The sequence below is a fragment of the Collinsella sp. AM40-7AC genome (genome assembly GCF_003468125.1).
GTDB classification, from domain to species: domain Bacteria; phylum Actinomycetota; class Coriobacteriia; order Coriobacteriales; family Coriobacteriaceae; genus Collinsella; species Collinsella aerofaciens_O.
The window spans coordinates 126603-146019 of sequence record NZ_QSGK01000001.1 but is presented as its reverse complement, the minus strand read 5'-3'; the positions used below and the strand labels follow the sequence as shown (position 1 = coordinate 146019).

General features: G+C 59.6%; 19 protein-coding genes and 2 tRNA genes. 19 read left to right on the top strand and 2 right to left on the bottom strand.

Translation table 11 applies throughout. From position 1 onward, the window contains the following. The first annotated feature begins 148 nt into the window (after positions 1–148). From DW892_RS00575 to DW892_RS00515, 13 genes are all read left to right on the top strand, one after another. Positions 149–1039 carry a YitT family protein gene (locus tag DW892_RS00575; RefSeq protein WP_117564199.1) on the top strand — a complete coding sequence of 297 codons (891 nt, stop codon included), beginning with the start codon at positions 149–151 and terminating at the stop codon, positions 1037–1039. Positions 1040–1246: 207 nt separating this feature from the next. Next, complete coding sequence (locus tag DW892_RS00570) at positions 1247–2077, top strand: transketolase (RefSeq protein WP_117764975.1); 831 nt, start codon at positions 1247–1249, stop codon at positions 2075–2077. A 1-nt stretch (position 2078) separates the two neighbouring features. Then, complete coding sequence (locus DW892_RS00565) at positions 2079–3020, top strand: transketolase family protein (RefSeq protein ID WP_117764973.1); 942 nt, start codon at positions 2079–2081, stop codon at positions 3018–3020. A gap of 450 nt (positions 3021–3470) precedes the next feature. Beyond that, positions 3471–4691, top strand: a complete 1221-nt coding sequence (ftsE, locus tag DW892_RS00560; protein ID WP_117583023.1) for a cell division ATP-binding protein FtsE — start codon at positions 3471–3473, stop codon at positions 4689–4691. Continuing rightward, entirely contained in the window at positions 4678–5598 is a 921-nt protein-coding gene (gene ftsX / locus DW892_RS00555) for a permease-like cell division protein FtsX (RefSeq protein WP_035137414.1), read from the top strand. Before ftsE ends, ftsX begins: the two co-directional genes overlap by 14 nt. Positions 5599–5733: 135 nt before the next feature. Then, positions 5734–7869 (top strand): ribonuclease R family protein, encoded by a 2136-nt coding sequence (locus tag DW892_RS00550; protein ID WP_117764971.1) that lies wholly within the window; start codon positions 5734–5736, stop codon positions 7867–7869. A 177-nt stretch (positions 7870–8046) separates the two neighbouring features. Next, positions 8047–8652, top strand: coding sequence for a recombinase family protein (locus DW892_RS00545; RefSeq protein ID WP_089572227.1), 606 nt, complete (start codon positions 8047–8049; stop codon positions 8650–8652). 104 nt (positions 8653–8756) lie between these two features. Continuing rightward, positions 8757–9338: a VanZ family protein gene (locus DW892_RS00540; RefSeq protein ID WP_158566981.1), complete on the top strand. Its 582-nt coding sequence runs from the start codon at positions 8757–8759 to the stop codon at positions 9336–9338. Between the two features lie 204 nt (positions 9339–9542). Continuing rightward, the gene (locus tag DW892_RS00535; protein ID WP_117764969.1) at positions 9543–10394 is read left to right on the top strand and encodes a MurR/RpiR family transcriptional regulator; all 852 of its coding nucleotides are present in this window, start codon (positions 9543–9545) and stop codon (positions 10392–10394) included. 10 nt (positions 10395–10404) lie between these two features. Next, positions 10405–11328 carry an N-acetylmuramic acid 6-phosphate etherase gene (gene murQ / locus DW892_RS00530; protein WP_117655744.1) on the top strand — a complete coding sequence of 308 codons (924 nt, stop codon included), beginning with the start codon at positions 10405–10407 and terminating at the stop codon, positions 11326–11328. Between the two features lie 57 nt (positions 11329–11385). Further along, a complete protein-coding gene (locus DW892_RS00525; protein ID WP_035137407.1) occupies positions 11386–12816 on the top strand; it encodes a PTS transporter subunit EIIC in 1431 nt (476 codons plus the stop codon). Between the two features lie 117 nt (positions 12817–12933). Then, positions 12934–13986, top strand: coding sequence for a MupG family TIM beta-alpha barrel fold protein (locus DW892_RS00520; RefSeq protein ID WP_117764967.1), 1053 nt, complete (start codon positions 12934–12936; stop codon positions 13984–13986). Between the two features lie 92 nt (positions 13987–14078). Next, entirely contained in the window at positions 14079–14438 is a 360-nt protein-coding gene (locus DW892_RS00515; protein WP_117764965.1) for an arsenate reductase family protein, read from the top strand. Positions 14439–14572: 134 nt separating this feature from the next. Here the strand turns inward: DW892_RS00515 and DW892_RS00510 are convergent, their stop codons facing one another. After that, positions 14573–14983, bottom strand: a complete 411-nt coding sequence (locus tag DW892_RS00510) for a hypothetical protein (RefSeq protein ID WP_117564211.1) — start codon at positions 14981–14983, stop codon at positions 14573–14575. A 265-nt stretch (positions 14984–15248) separates the two neighbouring features. On the opposite strand from DW892_RS00510, the gene DW892_RS00505 reads away from it, so the two are divergent. From DW892_RS00505 to DW892_RS00480, 6 genes are all read left to right on the top strand, one after another. After that, positions 15249–15322, top strand: a tRNA-Gln gene (locus DW892_RS00505). 17 nt (positions 15323–15339) lie between these two features. Then, a tRNA-Glu gene (locus DW892_RS00500) sits at positions 15340–15416 on the top strand. Positions 15417–15513: 97 nt separating this feature from the next. Further along, entirely contained in the window at positions 15514–16431 is a 918-nt protein-coding gene (locus tag DW892_RS00495) for a hypothetical protein (protein ID WP_117764963.1), read from the top strand. After that, complete coding sequence (gene smpB / locus DW892_RS00490) at positions 16421–16891, top strand: SsrA-binding protein SmpB (protein ID WP_006235325.1); 471 nt, start codon at positions 16421–16423, stop codon at positions 16889–16891. Before DW892_RS00495 ends, smpB begins: the two co-directional genes overlap by 11 nt. 206 nt (positions 16892–17097) lie before the next feature. Then, on the top strand, positions 17098–17601 hold the full coding sequence (locus tag DW892_RS00485; RefSeq protein ID WP_055251877.1) for a flavin reductase family protein: 504 nt from the start codon (positions 17098–17100) through the stop codon (positions 17599–17601). An 89-nt stretch (positions 17602–17690) separates the two neighbouring features. Beyond that, positions 17691–17834 carry a rubredoxin-like domain-containing protein gene (locus DW892_RS00480; RefSeq protein ID WP_055251878.1) on the top strand — a complete coding sequence of 48 codons (144 nt, stop codon included), beginning with the start codon at positions 17691–17693 and terminating at the stop codon, positions 17832–17834. A 307-nt stretch (positions 17835–18141) separates the two neighbouring features. Here the strand turns inward: DW892_RS00480 and DW892_RS00475 are convergent, their stop codons facing one another. Next, positions 18142–19398: an Nramp family divalent metal transporter gene (locus DW892_RS00475; protein WP_117764961.1), complete on the bottom strand. Its 1257-nt coding sequence runs from the start codon at positions 19396–19398 to the stop codon at positions 18142–18144. Positions 19399–19417 lie beyond the last annotated feature (19 nt).

The following is a 19417-nucleotide window of genomic DNA, read 5'->3' as shown; positions in this document are numbered from 1 at the left end:
AGCCGATGCTAAGCCCAACGGTTGGACGGGTTTGTATTCGGAATAAACCCTGCGCAGGGGTGGTTTTTGTCCGGCGAATCGGTAGAATCGAATACAAGAAGAAGTTCAAAGCGCATCCGATGGGGTGCGCTTTTTTGAGGGAGGCAGCATGGCATATCGTCTGGACATTAAGCGCATTCTTTCGATGAACTTCTTTCACGACCTGCCCCAGATTATGTTGGGGTGCGCTCTGGCCGCTATTGCGACCGACCTGTTTTTGATTCCTAACGGCCTTGCTGCCGGTGGCGTTACGGGCCTTGCCACCATTATCCAGGCGGTCGGCGCATCGCGCGGTCTATCGCTTCCCGTTGGTATTCAGACGATCGTGATGAACGCCTTGCTGCTGCTGGTCGTTATGCGCGAGGGCGGCATGTTCTACGTGGTGCAGACGGCGACAGGCTTTGTGCTGCTGGGCTTTTTCACCGACCTGTTCGCTCCGTTTGTGGCGCCGCTGGCACATGCCGATCTGATGCTGCCCGCTATGTGGGGCGGCATCATCACGGGCATCGGTTATGGCATGGTGCTGCGCGCCGGCGCCAACACCGGCGGCTCGGACACGATTGGCCAAATCATCTCGCGTAATACCTCGCTGCCCGTGGGCTCGACCGTCATGGCGATCGATGTTGCCGTATGTGCGCTGTCGGCTCCGGTCTTTTCAATCGAAAATGCACTATATGCAGGCCTTTCGATGGTCATTAGCGGCTACGTGATCGATGCCGTGGTCGATGGCGGCAACAAGCGTCGTATGGTACTCATCATCTCGGACAAGTTCCCTGATATCGCTGCCGATATTATGTATGGCCTGGGTCGTGGTTGTACCAAGTTTAAGGCGACTGGCATGTATTCGGGTGCCGAGAAGCCGGTGATCATGGTCATCGTGAGCCGTCGAGAGCTCAATACCCTTAAGACGATCGTGCGCGAGCGCGATCCTCACGCCATTGTGACGGTCGCTGACGTTACGGAAGCCTTCGGCGAGGGATTCAAGGACATTAGCGCGTAGGGGCGACCGCGTTCCATCCAAAAGACGTTCACATTGATAAACCGTTTCATCAGCGGTTCTGCCTGCTAAATTGTTCAAATAATGATAAAAACTCTGGTAAAGCCATCAGTTTCCAGCATAATGAATGACGTACGTGCATTGCGGCTGTGTTGGGATTACCTTCGGTGCCGTGCGCATCTTGTCTAAAGAGGATGAAAGGAAGGCACAATGAGCGACGAAGAGCTCAAAAAGGTTGCCAACGAGGTAAGGAAGGGCATCGTCACCGGCGTGCACGCTGCCAAGTCCGGCCATCCGGGCGGTTCGCTCGGTGCTGCCGACATCATGACCTATCTGTACTTTGAGGAAATGAACGTCGACCCGTCCGATCCCCGCAAGGCCGATCGCGACCGTTTTGTGCTCTCCAAGGGCCATTGCGCTCCGGGCCTGTACGCCGTGCTCGCCGAGCGCGGGTTCTTCCCCAAGGAGGATCTTGAGACGCTGCGCCACATCGGCAGCCACCTGCAGGGTCACCCCAACATGAACGACACCCCGGGCGTCGACATGTCCACCGGCTCGCTCGGCCAGGGCATTTCCGCCGCCGTGGGCATGGCCGTTGCCGCCAAGCACTGGGGCGATACTTATCGCACGTACGCCCTGCTGGGTGATGGCGAGAGCGAGGAGGGCCAGGTCTGGGAGGCCGCCATGTTTGCCGGCAACCAGCATCTCGATAACCTCTGCGTGATCGTCGACCACAACGGCCTTCAGATTGACGGTCCCGTCGAGGAGGTCAACGACCCCATGCCGCTCGCCGACAAGTTCCGCGCGTTCAAGTTCCACGTGGTTGAGCTCGCCGACGGCAACGACTTCGACCAGATCCGCGCCGCCTTTGCCGAGGCTCGCGCCACCAAGGGGCAGCCGACCGCCATTATCGCCGAGACCACAAAGGGCAAGGGCGTGTCCTTTATGGAGAACCAGGTTGGTTGGCACGGCAAGGCCCCCAACGATGAACAGTTTGAGCAGGCCATGGCAGAGCTCACGGCCGCCGGAGAGGAGCTCTAGGATGGCAGACGTCAAGAAAATCGCCACGCGTGTAAGCTACGGCGAGGCCCTCGTCGAGCTCGCCAACGAGCACGATGACTTTGTGGTCCTCGACGCCGACCTGGCCGCCGCCACGCAGACCGGTAAGTTTAAGGCCGCTTGCCCCGACCGCTTCTTCGACGTGGGTATCGCCGAGAGCAACCTGATGGGCGTCGCCGCCGGTATCGCGACCACTGGTCGTGTTGCCTTCGCGAGTACCTTTGCCATGTTCGCTGCCGGTCGCGCCTTTGAGCAGGTCCGCAACTCCATCGGCTACCCGCACCTCAACGTTAAGATCGGTGCCACGCACGCCGGCATCTCGGTGGGCGAGGACGGCGCCACGCACCAGTGCTGCGAGGATATCGCCCTCATGCGCGTCATCCCCGGCATGACCGTAATTGTTCCCGCCGACGACGTGGAGGCCCGCGCCGTGACGCGCGCCGCCTACGAGTGCGACGGTCCGGTGTACATGCGCTTCGCCCGTTTGGCCTCGCCGGTTATCAACGACCCCGAGACCTACAAGTTCGAGTTGGGTAAGGGCATTGTCATGCGCGAGGGCGCCGATGTGACCATCATCGCCTGCGGCCTGATGGTCGGCGAGGCTCTCGAGGCCGCCGAGCAGCTCGTTGCCGAGGGCATCGACGCCGAGGTCATCAACATGCACACCATCAAGCCCATCGATGCCGATCTGATCGTCAAGAGCGCCACCAAGACCGGCCACGTCGTGACCGTCGAGGAGCACTCCGTGATCGGTGGCCTGGGCAGCGCCGTTGCCGACGTCCTGTGCGAGCAGTGCCCGACGCCGCTCAAGAAGATCGGCGTCAACGACACCTTCGGCGAGTCTGGCCCGGGTGCCGAGCTCCTGCACAAGTACGGCCTGGACGCCGCCAACATCGTGGCGACCACCAAGGAGTTCTTGGCCTAGGGCAAGACGAGGCAAAGCATCGCTTCGACAACCGCAAACAAGCCAGAACAGGGGCGTCCTCAAAGAGGGCGCCCCTGTTTATGCTGAATTTAAATTAGAGTCCTGCCAAGCAAAGTTCCCATGGGGAAACGGGCCCATCCCAACAAAGTGCAATTCAGACCCTTCCAACTTTGTATGCGCAGCATCTCAAGTTGGTGCGTCGGCCCCATAGTAGCCGCAGGCCGGGCGCAGGGTTACCTCCCAAATCTTTCCGCAGCGCAGGCCGGCGTTTGTCCGCAGCTCCGCAGGAGCAGGACAAATGCCGGCCATGCGCGAGGACGATTTGGGAGGTAACCCTGCGCCCGGCCGGTGAGACCCAAACCCCGCCATGCTTCTTATGTGCAGCAAAGCTAATGCTGCTAAAATACAAAGCGCTCATGTAGTTTAAACGCACGACGATAAGGAGCACCAGTGGGTAACCACTTCCGTACCTCCGGTGCGGGCGATGATGCCCCCAAGACGCAGACAGGCGTCCAGGGCAGCCGTTTCGCCACTCCGGATTCAGAGGGCCAGCCTGTTGCTCAGGCCCCCGCTCAGCCGGCAGATCAGGCACAGCCGGCATCCGATCCCTTTGCCTACAATCCCACCAGCGATGTCGCGCTTTCCGGCACGGCGGGTTTTGAGCCCGTTCAGGCCGTGACCGCTCGCGTGGAGCAGCCTCAGGCTGGCGCCGCCACGCCGCAGCCTACCATGGCCGGCATTCCCGACCCCATGGCCCCTGCGACGCCGGTTCCTCAGCCTGCGCAGTCCGGTCTCTTTGCCGCTATTCCCGATCCCACGCAGCCTGCTGCCCCGGTGGTCGAGAGCGATCAGGCCGCCGAGGTCGCAAGCCTCGATAACGCGCTCAACAACCCCGATTTTACGTCGGTGTTTGCGCCCATCGATCCGCAGGCCAGCCGCAAGAAGATGGCCAAGCAGGCCGGTGTCGAGCCCGTCATCCTTATGGAGCATGTCACCAAGATCTATCCGGCACAGCCCAACAAGCCTGCACTCGACGACATCAACATCGAGATCTATCCGGGCGAGTTCGTCTTCCTGGTCGGTCACTCCGGCTCGGGTAAGACCACGCTGCTGTCGACGCTCAACCGCGACGTCAAGCCGACGAGCGGTCGCATCCTGGTTGCCGGTCAGGACCTCATGAAGATCAAGAACCGCAAGGTTCCGTTCCTGCGCCGCCAGATTGGCGCTGTGTTCCAGGACTTTAAGCTTCTGCCGCAAAAGACCGCCTACGAAAACGTGGCGTTTGCCCTGCAGTGCATCGGCAAGCCCAAGGGCGTCATTCGCAGCCAGGTGCCCGAGGTGCTGCGTCTGGTCGGTCTGGCCGATCAGATGGACTCGCTGCCCGACCAGCTTTCCGGTGGCGAGCAGCAGCGCGTTGCCGTCGCCCGCGCTATGGTCAACCGTCCGCCGCTGCTGATCTGCGACGAGCCCACGGGTAACCTCGACCCGGCGATCTCGCTGGGCATCATGAAGCTGCTCGAGCGTATTAACCGCACCGGCACCACCGTGATCGTCGCCACGCACGACCGCGAGATGGTCGATAGCATGCACCGTCGCGTGATCGCCCTCGAGGGCGGCCACGTTATCCGCGACCAGGAGAGGGGAGGTTACGGCAACTATGGCACCAACTAACGTGGGCTACTCCTTCAAAGAGGCAATCAGCCACTTCTTCCGTAACTGGACTACCTCGCTCGGCGCCGTCATCACGATCTTCCTTTCGCTGTTTATCATCGGCCTGTTCATCATGGGCTCCGCGATGCTGAACTCCGTGATCGGCACCGTCGAGGATCAGGTTGTCATCAACGCGTTCATTAGCGATGACGCCGATCAGGCTGATGTTCAGGCTTTTGAGGCCGAGCTTAAGACATGGAATAACGTCAAGTCCGTGACCTATAAGGACAAGGACGACGCGCTGGCCGAGTATACGAGCAAGATGTCGGGCAACGCCGACGCCACCATGAGCGCGCTCGATGGCCAGAACCCGCTGCCGGCTTCGTTTGCGATTGAGATGGACGATCCGTCTCAGGTCGAGAGCACGGCCAAGAAGCTCAAGAAGAATGCCGACTTCCAAAAGATCGCGGACGACGGCGACGTCAACGCGAGCGTACTGTATGGCCAGGAGGAAGTGAGCCGCCTGTTCCAGGTGACCAACTACATTCGCATCGCCGCCGTGGTGCTCGTTGGCCTTCTGACCTTTATCGCATTCATCTTCATCAACAACACGATTCGCCTGTCCATCACGGCGCGTCGTCGTGAGATTGCGATTATGCGTCTGGTCGGCGCCAGCAACGGCTTCATTCGTGGTCCGTTTATCACCGAGGGCGTACTGCAGGCCATTTTGGGCTCGCTGCTTTCCATCGGCGTTCTGGAGCTGCTGCGCAATCTGATGATTCCGCGTTTGCAGGAGAGCATCGGCTGGATGTCGTTTGCCCTGCCGATGCAGTACTACCTGGTGACCTATGCTGCGCTGATTCTGGTCGGCGTGATTATCGGTCTCTTTGGTTCTGCCATAGCCATGCGCCGCTACCTGCGCGTGTAGGCATGTCTGGAATTCATCCCTTCCAACGGGTCGTCTCTTATGGGGCGGCCCGTTTTTTGATCTCTAGGGGACGGCAGGAAAGCGAATCATTTGGGTAGACTCTTTGGAGTTCGTCATCGATAGCAAGGAGGCGCCATGGGGCGCAATAACAAGCATAAGCGCGGTGCTCGCAATAAGCGTGGGCCGGTGCGCAGCGAACGCCGTCCGAGCCTGACCGGGCGCGTGCAGCTCCATGAGCATGGCGCCTATGTCATAACCGAGAGCGGCGACTACAAGGTTATGGGCCGCGGTAAGCGCGAGATCATGGATGGCGATACCGTTGCCGTGAGCATTAAGAACAGCCCGCACGGTGAGCGGCGCGCCGTGATCGAAGGCGTGGTTGAGCGCGCAGCCATAAGCGTGGTGGGTACGTACCAGACCGCTGGTCCGCTCGGTGTGATCGAGCCGCTCGATTCGCGCCTGAAGGCCGACTTCTTCATTCTGCCCGAGGATACCTCGGCGGATCGTCTGGGCGTCCACCCGGGTGATGCCGTTGTCGCGCGCATTTTGACCTACCCGACGCGCCTGGAATCGGGCACCGTGACGATCGAACGCCGCATTGGCGGAGATGACGCGCCCGATTTGGGCGTTCAATACGTGATGGCGCGTTACGGCTATACCGATAGCTATCCCGAGGCCGCGCTGGACGAGGCCGAGGGGCTTTCGCTCGATGTGTCCGCGGCGCTTAAGGACCCGCTCCGCCGCGATCTGCGCGACCGCTTTGTCATCACGATCGACCCGGTCGACGCGCGCGACTTTGACGATGCCATTTCGCTTGAGCGCACGCCCGAGGGTGGCTACAAGCTGGGTGTGCATATCGCTGACGTTTCTCACTATGTGGCTTGGGACGGGCATATCGATCTTGAGGCTCGCCATCGTACGACATCGGTGTATCTGGCCGATCGCGTGCTTCCCATGCTGCCCGAACGCCTGTCCTGTGACCTATGCTCGCTTCGCCCTGACGAGGACCGTCTTGCGTTTACCGTTGACATTGAGCTCGATGCGCAGGGTCGCGTGCGGCATTACGATCCTTACCCCAGCGTGATTCGCTCGCGTGTGCGTATGGACTATGACGGCGCCGAGGCGCTGCTGGTGCGTGCCGGCGCGGTTGAGTATTCGGTGCTGGAAGGCGCCGCTGAGGATGTTGCGGCTGCTGAGGCCTCGCGCGAGGAGGCGCTTGAGCGCGGTCTTGCGTGCGAGGAAACTGCTCGCGGCTATAACGTCGACCTCGGCGATTTCCTTGTCGCCGCCAACGAACTCGCCGAACTTCGCCGTCGTATTCGTCGTGCCCGCGGCTCAGTCGATTTTGACACGGCCGAGATTCGCGCTCTATTGGATGAGGACGGAGTACCCGTGCAGATTGTGGCGCGCGAGCGTTCGTGTGCCACGTCGCTTATCGAGGAAGCCATGCTACTCGCCAACGAGTGCGTTGCAGAGTGGCTGGCAGACCGTGATATCGAGGCCTGCTATCGCGTGCATGAGGATCCGAGCCCCGATAGCCTGCACGGTGCCGCAGTTGCGCTGGCGCAGCTAGGCATCATCGACGATCGCCGTGCTGCCGGTATCGCCCTGGGGAGTCCCGATGAGCTACAGGCTGCAGTTGATGCTGCCGCCGGTACGGCCAACGCACCGCTCGTCAACACGCTGCTTCTGCGCAGTATGCAGCGCGCACTGTACAAGCCGCGCAACGAGGGCCACTTTGCGCTCGCCGCGCCGTGCTACTGTCACTTTACGAGTCCCATCCGTCGCTACCCCGATCTGGTGGTGCACCGCGTGCTCAAACTGCAGTTGGCCTATGAGCAGCTCGGCGGCAAGGACGCCCTGGTCCGTACGCCGCGGCTGATCGGCAAGGGGCGCGAGTCGCTGCCGCGCATTCTGCCGCAGATCTGCCGCGCATGCAGCGATGCCGAGCGCGCGGCAGATGCCGCTAGCCATGCGACGCAAAAGATCAAGATTGCCCAGTACTATGAGGACCGTCTGGGCGAGCGCTATGCCGGAACCGTCTCGTGGGTTAGCAGCATGGGCCTCTTTGTGCGCTTGGACCTGACGCAGGTCGAAGGCTTGGTTTCGATCAAGAGCCTGGGCAACGAGTGGTTCGAGTTCGACGAGGATGCGCTCACGCTCGCAGGTGCCGACACGGGGACTCGCTATGAACTGGGTCAGCGCGTGATTATCGAGGTCTCGCGCGTCAAAACCACGCGTGGGCACTTGGACTTTAAGCTTATCCATTAGCCAAATCTCGACTCATGGCGGGAGAGCGGAGGGCGGTCTTTCGGGGCCGCCCTCCGCATTTGGATCATGGCTACCTTGCCGTCTGCTCGGCCGCCCGCTTACCTGCTATTCGAGAGGTAAAACCTACCAAAATAAACCTGTCCCTTTTTGGCAGGTTTACAAGAAAGCGGGGATGAGATGGCGACGGTGTATGGTTATGCGCGGGTGAGTTCGCGCGATCAGAATCTTAATCGGCAGCTGGATGCGCTGGGCGCCTATGGCGTGGGCTCGGCGAATATTTATGCCGACCATGCGAGCGGCAAGGACTTCGATCGACCGCGCTATCGCGAGCTGCTGCACGTCCTGGGAGACGGGGACGTGCTGGTGGTGCTTTCTATCGACCGACTTGGTCGTAATTACTCCGAGATTCTTGAGGAATGGCGTCGCATTACCAAGGAGCTCGGGGTTGCCATTGTGGTGTTGGACATGCCATTGCTTGACACGCGCGCCAGGGCAAGCGGCACGCCGGATGTGACTAATACCCTGATTGCCGATATTGTGCTGCAACTGCTGAGCTACGTGGCGCAGGTGGAGCGCGAGAATATCCATCGGCGCCAAGCGGAGGGAATTGCAGCGGCGCGGGCGCGAGGGGTCCGTTTCGGTCGACCTCGCAAGCCGTGCCCTCCTCAGTTTGAGCTGGTGCGCGATAGCTATGAGGCGGGCGATATTACCCGCAGCCAGGCAGCAAAGTGCCTGGGCGTGTGCGTGGGGACGTTCGATCGCTGGATGCGCGAGGCGGGGTAGGGGTTTGCGTCGCTTTGTCGCTTCCTGTTGCGATTCAAATTTTGATACGGTGACGATGTCATTTGGGGCTACACTCGCTGATATTCAAAAAAGGAGGTAGGCCCTTGGCGCGCGTAAAACAAATAATCGGATGGACCGCGATCATTCTGTTCGCTGCAACGCTGGCGGGCATCTGGGTGCTGACGGAGCAAAATGCGGTGGAGACGTCGTTGCTGAGCGAGTCCACCGCGCGCGTGGTGGAGGGTCAGGCTACGGGCGTTCAGGCTGCCGATGCCACGGGTGAAGCTCAGACCGAGAACGGGATGACCGGGGGCATCGATTCGGCTGCCTCGAATGTCCGGTCTGGCCGACTTGCTTCCATTCGCATGTGGGTGGGCACGAACGTCCGTCGCGTTGCCCATACCGTAGAGTTTTTCTTCGTCGGATTGTTCGCCTCGGTGGCCGTGGTTTGCTTTTCCAGGCGTCCGTGGAGCGTTTGCTCCCGTTGCGTGCCCGTGTTGCTCTTTTGCGCCGTCTGCTCCGTTGGCGATCAGGTACATAAGATCTTTGTTCCCGGCAGGCATTTCGACGTTATCGATTTAGGATTCGATGCTGCGGGCTATGTCACCGCGATGCTGTTGGTATTGCTGGTCTCCGCATGGGTGCACCACGAGACGCGCCCCATCGGCGCCCATGCGAGGCGCTAGCCGGTAACAAACCCGTTTCTGATCATGCGACCTTGTTGAATTATTTTGTGTCGCGCGTATTTCCGAGCGGTCGGATTTGAGGGGCGAGCGGTAGAACGCTCGTCCTTTGTGCGCCACGATGCGGCACAATGTACCGTAAAAGCTGTTTGTATCCGGTACGAATCGTTCGTTGGTCTTTAATTCTTCTCAACGGAGGTGTTTGAGATGGCAAACGGATTGCTTTTGCGGCTTCGCGAGCGTGAGCTCAGCGCGAGCCCGGCGGAACGCAATGTCATCGCATATGTGAGCGCTCATCCGCACGAGGTGGTCGGGCTGTCCGTCCGCGGTCTTGCCGATGCCACGTTCTCCTCGCCCTCGAGCATTTTGCGCTTTTGCAAGCGTTTGGGTTTTGCGGGCTACAAGGAGTTCCAGCGCGAACTGATTGCCGAGCTGGCGCTCTTAGGTGACAAGAAAGACGTAGCCCTCGAGGACATCTCCATGGATGACAGCGTCGAACGTATCGTGGGGAAGGTGATGAAAAGCAACGTGTGCACGATCGAAGCGACGGCGCGAACGCTCGATTACACCGTCTTGGAGCGATGTGCGGCCTATCTTAAGCGGGCACGCGCGGTCAATCTGTTCGGTATCGGTGCCTCTCGTTTGGTCGCGCACGATCTGGCGCAAAAGCTCATGCGTGTCGACAAGGAGTGCCATCTGTACGACGACTGGCATGATCAGCTCTTGTGTGCCAAGAACATGCATGAGGGCGATATGGCAATCGCCTTTAGCTACTCGGGCTTGACGCAAGAGGTGCTGGACTGCACCGCCGAGGCTCAACGTCACAACTGTCCCGTTGTGGCCGTTACCAAAGTAGATGGATCATCCAAGCTTGCCACCGTGGCCGATGCCGTGCTCGGCGTCGCTGCGAGTGAACCCTTGGTCCGCAGCGGTGCCATGGCTTCGCGTATGGCCCAGCTTATGGTTGTCGATGCCCTGTACGCTGCTTACGTTGCCAGCGACTACGAACGGGCGACGCATGTCATTAAGCAAAACTACATCGAGAAACAGGAAAGATGAGGTGAATGAAATGCTCGATTTAACAAAATTCACGACCGAACAGCGTAATCAAAGTTCAATGGACCTCGATACGATGACATCGCTGCAAATCGTCACGACGATGAACGATGAGGATCTTCGTGCCGTCCAGTCGGTCACGAAGGTGTTGCCCCAGGTTGCCACAGCAATCGACTGGGCTGCTGAGGCACTCGAGCGCGGCGGGCGCGTCTTTTACATGGGCGCAGGCACCAGCGGTCGTCTGGGTGTACTCGACGCTTCGGAGTGTCCGCCCACGTTTGGCGTGTCACCCGATCTGATTGTCGGGCTCATTGCCGGAGGCGAGACGGCGTTTATCAAGGCTGTCGAAGGTGCCGAAGACAGCGAGGAGCTTGGCGCGAGCGACCTGCGGGAGCGTGGACTCTCGGACAGGGATCTTGTCGTTGGCCTGGCGGCAAGCGGTCGTACTCCCTATGTGGTGGGCGGCCTTGTGTACGCCAAGGCAACTGGGTGCAAGACCATTGCAATTGCCTGCAACCAAGGGTCGAAGATCGGGGAGAGCGCAGATCTTGCCATTGAACCCGTGCCCGGTCCCGAGGTGCTGACCGGCTCAACGAGGCTCAAGGCGGGAACGGTTCAAAAGCTCATTCTCAACATGATTTCGACCGGTGCCATGGTCAAGATCGGCAAGGTATACCAAAACCTGATGGTCGATGTGCAGCAGACGAACGAGAAGTTGGTGGTGCGCGGCCAGAACATCGTGATGGAGGCGACCGGCTGCACGCGCGAGCGCGCTATTCAGGCGCTTGCAGATGCCGGCGGCCACGTAAAAACCGCTATTGTCTCGGTACTGCTGGGCTGTGATGCCGAGCAGGCTGCGGTAGCTCTTGAGCGAGCGAGAGGCCATGTCCGTGCTGCGGTGAGTGGCCATGAGAAGAGCAATGCCGATGCCCAATAGGTGCGCGGCGTGAGCTGATATGACATCCAGACGAGATACCCAATACAAGGAGGAGTTATGACGAACAAAGAGCTGGCTCAAAAGCTGCTGGACCTTTTGGGCGGCAAAGACAACGTGTTGGCAAACGCGGCGTGCATGACGCGCCTGCGCGTGACCGTCAAAGACACGGGCAACGTCGACACGGAGGGTATTAAGGCACTCGACGGCGTGATGGGCTTGGTCGAGGACGACACGATGCAGATCGTGCTGGGTCCGGGCAAGGTGAATAAGGTGCTCGAGGAGTTCTCCAAGCTCACCGGCCTTGCGAAAGGCGTTGCTGACGAGAGCGTGGTTGACGCTGCGGCCACAAACAAGGCCGCGCAGAAGGCAAAGTACGAGTCCAAGCCGGTTCAGGCCTTCCTCAAGAAGATTTCCAATGTCTTCGTCGCCCTGCTTCCCGGCATCATTGCGGCTGGCCTCATCAACGGTATCTGCAACGTCATTAACGTCTCGACGGCAGGCGCGCTTGCGGGCGAGTGGTGGTACCAGGGCATTCGTTCCATGGGCTGGGCCCTGTTTGCCTATCTGCCCATCTTGGTGGGCTATAACGCGGCACGTGAGTTTGGTGGATCCGCTGCGCTGGGCGGCATCGCCGGCATGATGTGTATCGCCAACAGTGCCATGCCCCTGCTTGCGCCTGGCGCGGCTGATCCTGCCACTGCCATTTTGCTGCCGCTCACCAATGCGCAGTACAACCCCGCAGCGGGCGGCATGATCGCGGCTCTTATCGCTGGTGCATTTTTTGCCTGGATGGAGCGTCAGATTCGCAAGGTTATGCCCAACGCACTCGACACGTTCCTGTCCCCGCTGCTGGTGCTCATCATCGGTGCCTTTGCTCTGATGCTCGTCATCCAGCCGGTTGGCGCATGGCTGACGACTGCCATCTTTAGCGTTTTGACCTTTATCTTCGAGAAGCTGGGCGTCCTGGGCGGCTATATCCTGTCGGCAGGCTTCTTGCCGCTGGTGTCCGTCGGCCTGCATCAGGCGCTCACGCCGATCCACGCTATGCTCAACGATCCCGACGGCGCTACCAAGGGTATCAATTACCTGCTTCCCATCCTTATGATGGCTGGCGGCGGCCAGGTCGGTGCCGGTTTGGCGCTGTACTTTAAGACCAAGAACGCCAAGCTCAAGAAGTACGTCGCAGAGTCCATTCCCGTTGGAATCCTGGGTGTGGGCGAGCCTCTGATGTATGCTGTTACGCTGCCGCTCGTTCGTCCGTTTGTGACGGCCTGCCTGGGTGCCGGATTTGGTGGCGCGCTCGCGGCGCTGCTTCACATCGGCACGGTTTCTCAGGGCGTTTCCGGTCTGTTTGGCCTGCTGATCGTCGTTCCTGGCCAGCAGCTCGGCTACGTTGCCGCTATGCTGCTTGCCTATGCCGCCGGCTTTGTCCTGACGTGGTTCTTTGGCGTCGACGAGCAGAAGATCAACGAGTTCTTTGGCGAGTAGTTTGATATCGCGAGCCGTGTTGCTCAGAGCTCGCGGCGCGCGGCAGATTTCTTGATGCTATGGTTGTGCCGGCGGGGCTAACTGCTCCGCCGGCCTTTTTTAAAGGAGCGTTGAAGCGTGAAAACGGGTATTTCGATTTATCTTTCCAGCCCTCTGCAGGATATTGAGCGGACGATTGAGCGTGGCGCCGCGGCGGGTGCACGCTATGCGTTCACCTCGCTGCATATTCCCGAGGATGGGGGAGCGGCGTATGCCGATAAGGTCCGTCATGTACTGTCGCTGCTTTCCGCCCACGGCATTGCGCTCATTGCCGATGTGGGACCGCGCACGTGCGATTTGCTCGGGCTTGAGCGTATCGAGGACCTGCGCGATCTGGGGTTGGAATACCTTCGTTTGGACTATGGCTTTAGCGCCCAGCGGGTCGCGGAGCTGTCCGGTGTATTTCGCATTGTGGTCAATGCATCGACGGTGAGTTCTGATGAAATCGCATCGTGGCGTGAGGCCGGTGCCGATGTGACTCGTTTTGCCGCCTGCCACAATTTTTACCCCAAGCCTTATACCGGTTTAGCTCTGGAGGACATTGCTCGGGTGAATCTTCGTCTTGCGGCGCTTGGATTCGAAATCATGGCTTTTGTGCCGGGTGATGCTAACGTTCGCGGGCCGGTATTCGAGGGACTGCCGACGGTTGAGGCGCAGCGCGGTCGCGCGTCTAAGGTTGCCCTCAACATGCTTGAGCTTGCACATGGCGCCGATTGCGACATTGTGTTGGTCGGCGACCCCGATCTTTCCGATGCGGGCTGGGCGCAGTTTGCTCAAGTTTCCGCCGGATACGTGGACTTGCAATGCGAGCTTGAGCCCGGTTATGCCTATGTGCGCGGACAGATTCATCATGACCGGCCCGACTCGAGCGTCCTCATCTTTAGGTCTCAGGAGTCGCGTACGACGCTTAAGCCGGATTCCGTGCCGATGGATGCCGGTGCCGGCCTGTCACGAAAGACGGGGTCGATCGCTGTGAGCAATAGCGGCTATGGGCGCTACGAAGGCGAGCTTGAGATTGCGCGGGTCGATCTTCCCGGTGACGAGCGCATGAACGTTGCGGGTCATATCACGCCCGAGGCAATGGAGCTGCTGCCGTTCATCAAACGCGGATTCGGGGTACGGTTCGTTTAGCGTGTGACCCGTGGGCTACAATTGGCCCATCATGCGAAGGCGCCTCGTGTGGCGTGTGCCTGCGTTGGCCGATCTATATTCGGAGGATTCCCATGACCGTACTGTTTATTGAATATCCCAAGTGCTCGACCTGTAAGAAGGCCAAGGCATGGCTGGACGAATACGGGGTTGAGTATATCGACCGCGATATCGTTTTGGACAATCCCACGGCTGATGAGCTTGCGACCTGGATTGCTCGTTCGGGACTGCCGGTGCGGCGCTTCTTTAATTCGTCGGGCATGAAATATCGAGAGCTGGGCCTGAAGGCGCGTCTAGATGCGGGCATGACGGATCGGGAGTGCTACGAGCTGCTGGCGACCGACGGCATGCTGGTCAAGCGTCCGCTGTTGGTGGGCGACGACTTTGCGATTCCCGGCTTTAGGGAATCGGCTTGGGTCGAGGCGTTGCTGTAGCGGCTGCGGAAAGCGCGACCCGTTTTGAGCTTCGATTACGGGATACGGTTTCCGGTTGAGGGCTCGATGGGAAAGTGGGGACCAGTTTGAGCTTGAAATCTGGGACGCACTTTCCGCCGGCAGGCTTGCCCCAGTCAGTCCTCCAGCTGCGCCCATTCGTGCGGATCGTAGACCTTTACGTGCTTGTTGGGCTTGCCGCTCCAGTACTCCTCGTCCATAAAGGGCAGATATGCCTGAACGCCGGGGCAGATAAAGGGAATCCGCTGCTGTTGCAGTCGCTCGCGCTGGCGCTGCTCCAGGTGCGCCTCGGATATGACAGTCGGCATACCGGACAGCTCGACGAGGCTTGCCTGGATTCGCTTAAGGTCGGGGAGTCCCGCGTGCCATGACATCCGCATGATCAAAAAGGATGCACGGCGGTATTTTGCCTGCATCACCGTGATGGCGGGGCGCAGAGTGGGATGGATTTTGTCCCGTTCGGGCCAAAGGTCAGCAGTGATCTCGAGGCCCAGGGTCTCCCATAGGTAATCAAGCTCTTCGTCCATGGCGCCTCGATATCCGTGCAATGATGACGGTTCGATTGTGCCATCAGCCGTGAGTGCTGCATTGTTGTAATCTACCAGCGGTAGATGCGGGATGTTTTACGGGCTTTGGCGCCGTACGTGTCGCTGGCGCTTCACAGGTCCTTCACGTGTCGGCCGTATTTGACTGAATTTCAAAAAAGTCAAAATTGGGGCTTGCGTCACGGCCGGACTTCCCGTATATTTCTTTCTTGCGCAAAGGCACAGCCGAGCGCAGCGATGCAGTCATTGGGATGTCGTCTAATGGCAGGACAGCGGATTCTGGTTCCGTCAATGGGGGTTCGACTCCCTCCATCCCAGCCATTGCATTTGCTACATATGGCCCGTTCGTCTAGCGGTTTAGGACGCCGCCCTCTCAAGGCGGAGATCACCAGTTCGAATCTGGTACGGGCTACCAAAATTGAACGCCCGGGCCTCGTAAGAGACCCGGGTTTTGTGTATTGACCGATATTTAAGGCGCGCGTTGAGTCTGCCGCCCGGACCGAGGAGTTGTCATGGACCTGCCTATCAGCTTGGAAGACATCACGTATGCCGAGAACTATCTGGCGCAGGGAGACCTGGCTACGGCGACGCCGCTGCTGGAGCGTCTGGTGGAGCTCGCCGAGGAGTATATCGACGCTGAGTGCAAGACGGAGGAGAAGCGCCAGTACTTTAGCTTCGACAGCAAGTTTGAGCGCCTGGCCTATCGCCGCGTGGAGAAGGATCCGCGCGAGCTGGTGCAGGTCGAGGTTCCCTTTGACCGCCTGTACTCCGACATGGCGTTTGCCTACATCCGCCAGCAGGATTATGTGAGTGCTCGGAATGCTCTGATGCAGGCCGTGCGTTGGGATCCCATGAACTGCAACTATCGCCTGGACCTGGCCGAGCTGTTCCGTGCACTCGAGGACAAACAGGAGTGGGCATCGCTCTCGTTCTCGGTGCTGGAGCGCGCGAGCGACGGTAAGTGCGCCGCACGCGCCTACACCAACTTGGGTCAGTACTTCTTGGAGCCCGAGACCGAGAACATTTCGGCTGCCGTGGGCTGCGCGCGTCTGGCGCTGCGCCTGGCGCCCAATGATGCGCATACGACGCGCCTGCTCAACAAGATCCACACCGCCTATCCGGATGCCGCGGACGAGAGTGACGACCATGTGATGGGTGAGCTCGCCCTGCAGGGCGTGCCGACCTCGCCTTCGGCCGAGATTGCCATCTGCCTGATTATGTGCGCGACCGATGCTGCAAGTGACGGCGACAAGCAGGAGGCGACGCGCCTGACGGTACATGCTCGCGACTTGGTGGGCGAGGAGGCCTGCGCGGCGATTATCAAACTGGTGCGCGAGAGCGACGCCGAGCTCAACGCCGAGCGCAAGGCTAAGCGCGAAGCTACGGGCAAGGGTTCCGATGGCGCCAAGGAGGCCGGCGATGCCCAGTAAGCGTGAACGCAAGCTCATTTCCAAAAATCGCTCGGCACATCACGAGTACTTTATCGATGAGACGTTTGAGTGCGGCATTGAGCTGAGCGGTACCGAGGTCAAGTCGATTCGCGAGCGCGCGTGCCAGATTACCGATACCTTCGCGCTGATTCGTGGCGGGGAGTGCTGGCTCGTCGGCCTGCATATCCACCCTTATAGCCATGGTGGCGTGTGGAATCGCGATCCCGACCGTCGGCGCCGTCTGCTGCTGCATCGCAAGGAGATTGATTTTCTCGACGGCAAGCTGCGCAACCGCGGCTATGCGTTGGTGCCGTTGGAGCTCTACTTTAATACCGACGGCCGCGTAAAGCTGCTGCTGGGTCTGGGTCGCGGCAAGAAGCTCTACGACAAGCGCGAGGACATGGCCAAGCGTGATGTCCAACGCGAGATCGACCGCGCCCTCAAGGAACGCAACCGCTAGGCACTCTGTATAAGTTGCGGTGGAATACGGACTGTTTTGCCTGTTTGAGGGGCTATTCAGTCCCTATTTCACCGCAACTGCGGGCGTCTCATCTTTCTTACTGTTCTGACACATATGTCTCAAAGGCGGCGTCCGTTATGGGTGCCGCCTTTTTTGTGGGTACATACATTCATGAGGTTCCAACCCGGGTTAGGGGAGTGATTGTTATGGACAAAACTGCGTTCTTTACCATGCCGAGCGGTCTGTACGTGGTGAGCGCCGCGGCAGACGGGCTGCGCGCCGGCTGCGTCATCAACACTGCGGTGCAGGTGACGTCCATGCCGCCGCGCATTTCGGTTGCCGTGAACAAGGACAATGTCACCTCGGGCGTCATCGCATCGGCCAAAGCGTTCGCGCTGACCGTGATCGATCAGACCGCCGACATGCTCTACATCGGTAACTTTGGGTTCCGCACCAGCAGCGATTATGACAAGTTTGCCAAATACGAGACCCGCGAGACGGCTCTGGGCATGCCCTATGTGCCCGAGCACGCGGCGGCCCTGTTTAGCTGCCATTTGATCGACACTGTGGATGTTGGCACGCATCTACTGTTTATCGGCGAGGTCGAGGATGCCGAGCGCTTGAGTGACGAGACGCCGCTCACCTACGATTACTACCATAAGGTCCTGAAGGGCAAGACGCCTCCGAAGGCGTCCTCGTATCAAGGCTAGAAATGTTTTAAAAATACTTGCATTATATTATTGAGAATCTATACTGATAAATGAAGTACATCACCAGTCGCGTTTGAGAGGAGAAGATCATGGCTGAGGAGAAGAAGACGTATAAGTTCGTGTGCGTCGTTTGCGGTTACGAGGTTGAGGTCGATACGCCCGAGCTGCCCGAGGATTATGTGTGCCCGGTGTGCGGCGTCGGTCCCGATCAGTTTGAGCTCGTCGAGGAGTAGCTCGCAGACACACGGCGAAAGCCGAACATAGCTCTGTCCAAGGGCCTCGGTCGAATTCTCGGCCGGGGCCCTTTTCCTCCGCCCCCAAGGGATCACGGTTGCTGTTGACCGATCCTGTCTGTTGTGAGTCCGACCGACCTTTTGTCTCAATCTGTAACATCTAACGGTGGAAATTGGGCCCACTTGTTACATATCGAGACAAACCAAAACCGTCCGGCAGAAGATCTCAATCTGTAACATCTAGACATCGAAAGCGGGTCTAGATGTTACAGATCGAGACGTTTGCCTGAGTAGGTGCCCCGCCCCATTACATCCCTGTCAACAACACGACATCGAGAATCGTCACGATGGCACCGATCCCTACGAGCAGCGCGTTGAGTGGACGCGAATTGGCGTATTTGCCCATGACGCGGGGTGAACTGGTGAGCCGTATGAGCACAAAGACCGTAATCGGTAGCTGAAGCGACAGCAGTGCCTGACTCCAGATGAGACCTTCAAAAGGATTTGGGACGACCAGGCACGCCGTCACTGCGCCGACGAAACAGGCCGCCACCCCGATCGAGGAATGTCGGTCGTGGATATCGTATTCCTCGTCGAACATGCCCGCAGTGATGGTCCCCGCCGCCATGCCCGCTGTCACGCTGCTCGATAGTCCCGCGAACAGCAGCGCCACGGCAAAGATGGTCGAGCTCGCCGGGCCCAAGATGGGGGAGAGCGTGGCCGCTGCGACGGCGAGGTCGTCTACGACCATGCCGTGCGCAAAGAAGGTCGTTGCGGCCAGGATGACCATGGCCGAGTTGATTGCCCAGCCCACGCCCATCGAAAAGAGCGTGTCGAAGAGCTCGTAGTGCAGACGTTCTTCGATAACTTGCTCGCCTTGGCCTTCGAAGTGCATGGATTGGATGACCTCGGAGTGCAGAAAAAGGTTGTGTGGCATAACGACCGCACCCAGGACACTCACGATAATCGCGGCAGAGCCAGTGGGCATACTAGGCGTGATCCAGCTTGCGGTTGCTTGCGGCCAGTCGACTTTGACCAGCGCGAGCTCTGCTAAAAACGAGAGTCCCACCACACCCACGAAGGCGATGATCCAGCGTTCGGCGCGCTTGTAGGAGCTCGTCATGAGCATCGCCATCGATACTGCCGCCACGATGACGCAGCCCGCGCGCACGGGCAGCCCAAAGAGCATTTGAAGGGCAATCGCGCCACCCAGGACTTCGGCCATGGCGGTGACGACGGTCGCGAGATAGGCACTGGCGAGTACCGTGCGTCCAACGAAGCGGGGGAGGTAACGTGTCGTGGCCTCGGCAAGGCAGGCGCCCGTGGCGATACCCAGGTGCGCCGCGTTGTGCTGCAGCACAATGAGCATAATCGTGGACAGCGTGACGATCCACAGCAGCGCGTAGCCAAACTGCGAGCCCGCGGCCATATTGGAGGCCCAGTTGCCCGGGTCGATAAAGCCGACGGTCACGAGCAGCCCGGGGCCGATATGCCGCGCAATGTCTAGGCCTCCGTGACCGCCGGTGCGCCGGGAACCAAAGTGTTGTTTGAGATGGTTGAGCATGGTGCGCTCCTGTGTATGG

Bases quoted from the DNA above. Each gene is read 5' to 3' on its own strand.
- DW892_RS00575 (WP_117564199.1), top strand. From the start codon at position 149: ATGGCATATCGTCTGGACATTAAGCGCATTCTTTCGATGAACTTCTTT.
- DW892_RS00570 (WP_117764975.1), top strand. From the start codon at position 1,247: ATGAGCGACGAAGAGCTCAAAAAGGTTGCCAACGAGGTAAGGAAGGGC.
- DW892_RS00565 (WP_117764973.1), top strand. From the start codon at position 2,079: ATGGCAGACGTCAAGAAAATCGCCACGCGTGTAAGCTACGGCGAGGCC.
- ftsX (WP_035137414.1), top strand. From the start codon at position 4,678: ATGGCACCAACTAACGTGGGCTACTCCTTCAAAGAGGCAATCAGCCAC.
- DW892_RS00550 (WP_117764971.1), top strand. From the start codon at position 5,734: ATGGGGCGCAATAACAAGCATAAGCGCGGTGCTCGCAATAAGCGTGGG.
- DW892_RS00545 (WP_089572227.1), top strand. From the start codon at position 8,047: ATGGCGACGGTGTATGGTTATGCGCGGGTGAGTTCGCGCGATCAGAAT.
- DW892_RS00535 (WP_117764969.1), top strand. From the start codon at position 9,543: ATGGCAAACGGATTGCTTTTGCGGCTTCGCGAGCGTGAGCTCAGCGCG.
- murQ (WP_117655744.1), top strand. From the start codon at position 10,405: ATGCTCGATTTAACAAAATTCACGACCGAACAGCGTAATCAAAGTTCA.
- DW892_RS00525 (WP_035137407.1), top strand. From the start codon at position 11,386: ATGACGAACAAAGAGCTGGCTCAAAAGCTGCTGGACCTTTTGGGCGGC.
- DW892_RS00515 (WP_117764965.1), top strand. From the start codon at position 14,079: ATGACCGTACTGTTTATTGAATATCCCAAGTGCTCGACCTGTAAGAAG.
- DW892_RS00510 (WP_117564211.1), bottom strand. From the start codon at position 14,983: ATGGACGAAGAGCTTGATTACCTATGGGAGACCCTGGGCCTCGAGATC.
- DW892_RS00495 (WP_117764963.1), top strand. From the start codon at position 15,514: ATGGACCTGCCTATCAGCTTGGAAGACATCACGTATGCCGAGAACTAT.
- smpB (WP_006235325.1), top strand. From the start codon at position 16,421: ATGCCCAGTAAGCGTGAACGCAAGCTCATTTCCAAAAATCGCTCGGCA.
- DW892_RS00485 (WP_055251877.1), top strand. From the start codon at position 17,098: ATGGACAAAACTGCGTTCTTTACCATGCCGAGCGGTCTGTACGTGGTG.
- DW892_RS00480 (WP_055251878.1), top strand. From the start codon at position 17,691: ATGGCTGAGGAGAAGAAGACGTATAAGTTCGTGTGCGTCGTTTGCGGT.
- DW892_RS00475 (WP_117764961.1), bottom strand. From the start codon at position 19,398: ATGCTCAACCATCTCAAACAACACTTTGGTTCCCGGCGCACCGGCGGT.